At 67.6% G+C, this 4,059-nt stretch carries 3 protein-coding genes; 2 read left to right on the forward strand and 1 reads right to left on the reverse strand.

The window, feature by feature from the left end; genetic code table 11:
* Together VFH65_RS04285 and VFH65_RS04290 are read left to right on the forward strand one after the other, a co-directional pair.
* Positions 1-702: transposase (locus tag VFH65_RS04285; protein WP_353319895.1), on the forward strand; the 702-nt coding region annotated here is incomplete at its 5' end.
* A 693-nt stretch (positions 703-1,395) separates the two neighbouring features.
* On the forward strand, positions 1,396-3,135 hold the full coding sequence (locus VFH65_RS04290; RefSeq protein ID WP_353319896.1) for an amidase family protein: 1,740 nt from the start codon (positions 1,396-1,398) through the stop codon (positions 3,133-3,135).
* Between the two features lie 384 nt (positions 3,136-3,519).
* Here the strand turns inward: VFH65_RS04290 and VFH65_RS04295 are convergent.
* Positions 3,520-4,059, reverse strand: a 540-nt coding sequence (locus VFH65_RS04295; protein WP_353319897.1) for a transposase, incomplete at its 5' end; no start/stop codon positions are given.

Genomic DNA, 4,059 nt, shown 5'->3' on the forward strand with positions numbered 1-4,059 from the left:
GCCGGCACCCACGACCCGGAGGTGCTGGCCGCATTGGCCAAGGGCCGGCTCCGGACCAAGCTGCCAGCGCTGCGGGAGGCCCTGGTCGGCCGGTTCCGCACCGACCATCACGGGTTGTTGGTCGCTCAGATCCTGGCCCACATCGACTACCTGGACGAGGCCATCGCGGTGCTGTGTGCGCGGATCAGCCAGGTGATCGCCCCGTTCGCCGAGCAGGTAGCGCTGTTGGACACCATCCCCGACCTCGACCAGCGCGCCGCTGAGGTCATCGTGGCCGAGATCGGCCCGGACATGGGCCAGTTCCCCAGCGCGGCCCATCTGGCCTCCTGGGCGGGGGTGTGTCCTGGGAACAACGAGTCGGCCGGCAAGCACCGCTCAGGTCGGACACGCAAGGGGTCCAAGTGGCTGGGCGGCTGCTTGAGCGAGGTCGCCAAGGCGGCCAGCCGGACTAAGGGCACCTACCTGAACGCCCAATACCACCGCCTGCGGGGCCGCCGCGGCCCGGGCAAGGCCACCATGGCCGTGGCGCATTCGGTGCTGGTGATCGCCGACCACGTCTTGGACCAGGGCGTGGCCTACCAGGAGCTGGGCGACGACTACTTCCAGCAGCGCCACTCCGCCGAGCACTACCAGCGGCAGCTCGTCCGCCAACTCGAACGGCTCGGCCACAAGGTCACCCTGCAACCCATCGGGGCCGCATGACCACCCAACGCGAGGCGGCGCCCACCTCAGGCATTTTCGACTCAGACCCCATGGCCGGGGGCCGCCACGAGGGATGAGAATCGGGTGGCCCGGCCAAGCTCGGCTCTCCTTGGTGCGGCAGAGCCCGTTGCTGCGCGGGCGATTTTCGTTTCAGGATGAGGCCGCTGGTTCAAGTCCAGCCAGGCCCACTGCACCACCTTTGACCTGGGCAAACACGCCAGAGGCGTCCTTTCACTCGCAACTGCTCCGGTGGGTCGCCCGCGCATAGCGGTCGGAGAACGCATCCCTGCATGCTTGCCGGTAATCAGGCAGTCGGCATGCTGGCATGGGCTGTGGAGCGCACCGGCAGTGACCACGGTGGCGGCCAGGTCCAGGCGGTCCAGCAGCGACCGGAACTGGTGATGTGTTGATCGTGTGACCCACGTCGGCCTGGCCGCGACGCCGAGCGGTTCACCGCCGACCTGCGTTTTCGCTGCGTAGCATGCCGCTTGGTGTTGGATGCTTTGCAAGCAGAAGGCCGCGGGTTCGAGTCCCGCCATCTCCATCTTCCCCGCCGTCAGCGGGGAGTTGGCGGCGATGGCAATCGTTGACCGCAGCTCGGACGAGACGGTAATAGAATCCAGCCCCCAGATCGCCAGGCCCAGCCCTCCGTGTCCGGTCGTCCAGCCCACTCGATCCCGAGGAGGTCACGCGATGAGCAGCCGACTTCGGCGTTCTCTCCTTCTCACGACCGTACTGGCCCTCTTGCTCGGGGCATACGGCGCCGCGGCGCCGATCGGCCTCGCAGCCAACCCGCCGAACACCAAGGTCTCCGGTATCGACGTCGACGCGACGACGATCCCGCAGCTACAGCAGTTGATGAATTCGCACCGGATCAACGCCGTCGAGCTGACGAACTTCTATCTCCGGCGCATCCGCCAACTCAACCCAGAGCTCAACGCGGTGATCACGGTCAGCCCGACGGCCCACGCGGACGCACTGGCGGCCGACCAGGCGCGGCGCAACGGCGACCACCGTCCGTTGCTAGGGATTCCGATCATCGTGAAGGACAACGTCGACACCACCGGTATGCCGACGACAGCCGGCTCCTGGGCACTCGCCGGGAGCACGCCCGCCGACGCGTTCATCGCGCAGCGGCTCAAGGCCGCCGGCGCGATCATCATCGGCAAGGCCAACCTGTCCGAGTGGGCCAACTTCCGGTCCGGCCCGTCGTCGAGCGGCTGGAGCGGCATCGGTGGCCAGGGGAATATGCCCTACGTCCTCGATCGCAACCCCTGCGGCTCGAGCTCCGGCTCAGCCGTCGTCGCTGCTGCTGATCTCGCGGTTGCAGCCGTCGGCACGGAGACGGACGGCTCGATCGTCTGCCCGTCCGGCGCCAACGACGACGTCGGGATCAAGCCGACACTCGGGTTGTGGAGCCGCGCGGGCGTCGTCCCGATCAGCGCCAACCAGGACACGGCCGGCCCGATCGCCCGCAACGTGACCGACGCTGCGGTACTCCTCGGCGCAGCGACCGGCGTCGACCCGAACGACGCCGCGACCGCCGCTCAGGCCGGAAACGCACACACCGACTACACGCAATTCCTCAACGACAAGGCGCTGAATGGCGCTCGAATCGGCGTGTGGCGCGCCGGCACCTACGACCAGGGGCTGGTGGGCCCGGTCGTCGAACCGATCCTCAACAACGTGATCACGGCGCTCAAGGCTCAAGGTGCGACCGTGATCGATCCGACCGACATCGACCTGTCGGCGACCGCCAACGAGTTCCCGGCCCTTCTGTGCGAGTTCAAGACCGACATCGCGAGGTACCTCCACACCTACGTCCACGGCACGAACCCGGTGTCGGGCGCCGCGTACCCGCAAACGCTCGCCGACCTGATCGCCTTCAATAAGGCCCATCAGAACCTCGAAGGACCGTGGAACGATGCGGTCTTCGAGGCCGCCGAGGCGACGAACGGCCGTGACGCTGCTTGCGCTCAACTCCGCCAGGAGACGACGCCGCCCGTTCAGGACGCAATCAACCAGCTCATGGCCGACAACCACCTCGACGCGATCATCGCCCTGACGAACGGCCCGGCATGGCCGACGAACGACAACCCGAACGAGGGCGACCTCAACGGTCACTTCGAGTACTTCGTGGGCTCGTCGACGGCGGCTGCGGTATCGGGTTACGCCGACATCACGGTGCCCGCCGGCTACGACGCGGGACTGCCGCTCGGGATCACCTTCATCGGCGGCCGCTGGGCCGAGCCGAAGCTGATCGGCCTTGCCTACGACTACGAGCAGGCGACGCACGTTCGCGTCCCGCCGCAGTTCATCCCGACGATCGGCGACGCTCTGTTCCCCGGCGTCCCCAACCCGCCGGCTCAGGCGCAGGTGCGGCGGCAGCAGGCGACCCACGGTCAGCGCGATCTCGTCGCGCGCCTTCGCTAGAGGCATCTCGCGGAAACAACGAAGCCCGGCCATTCCGGCCGGGCTTCGTTTGTTGACCGAGCCGGATTTCGAAGAGGGCCGCAGCGCGACCGCTTCTGACGGTGACCGCGTGTGGGTTGCTGTCGGCTCGTAGACGTCTAGGATGTCCTATCGCCGAGATGTAGCGACACCTAGGCACATCCCCCACTCGCACCAGTCAAGTCGCGTCTTGTGGTGTAGCTCCTGATCGTCGTTGGCACAGTGGTCAGGAAGCAGTGAGCTGAGGCACCTCCTGATGATCGGGGTCGGTCTGGTGGTGGTCGTTGTGGCCGGAGCCGGCCAGCACCATGGCCATGGATGACTCCGACAGGTAGCGGCGGGCGACCAGCCACTCGAGCTCCTATGTCAACAACCGGCGGGGGGTTGGCGCCGCAGGGTCTGGTAGACCCGGTCGGAGATACGGCGTTTCAGGCACCTGAGTGCGTCGGGTTTGGTCCGTCCCTCGGCGAGCTTGCGGTGGTAGTAGGCGCGGCCTTGGGGGTCGCGGGAGATCTGGGTCAGGGCGATGTAGTGCAAGATCCGGTTGAGCTGGCGGTTGCCGCCACGGTTGAGCCGGTGGCGGTTGGTACGTCCGGAGCTGACCGGCAGCGGCGCGGTCCCGTTGCTCATGGCGAACTGGGCCTTGGTCCCGTAGCGGCTGATGTCACCGACCTCGGCGAGGAGCTCAGCTTCGGCGACAGCGGCGATGCCGCAGATCTGGGTCAGGGCAGTGTCGAACCGCTGGACCAGCTGGGTGATCTGGGTGGTGAGTTCGGCGATCTGGGTGTGCAGCTGCCGCAGGCGGGTCAAGCGCTGGCGGGCGATCCCGGCACGGGTGTGGGCGTCGTCGGCCAGCAGCCGCCGTACTCGATCGACCGGCCTGGGGTGGGCCAGCTTGGGCAGGCG

The organism is Mycobacterium sp. (assembly GCF_035697385.1).
Taxonomy (GTDB): domain Bacteria; phylum Actinomycetota; class Actinomycetes; order Mycobacteriales; family Mycobacteriaceae; genus Mycobacterium.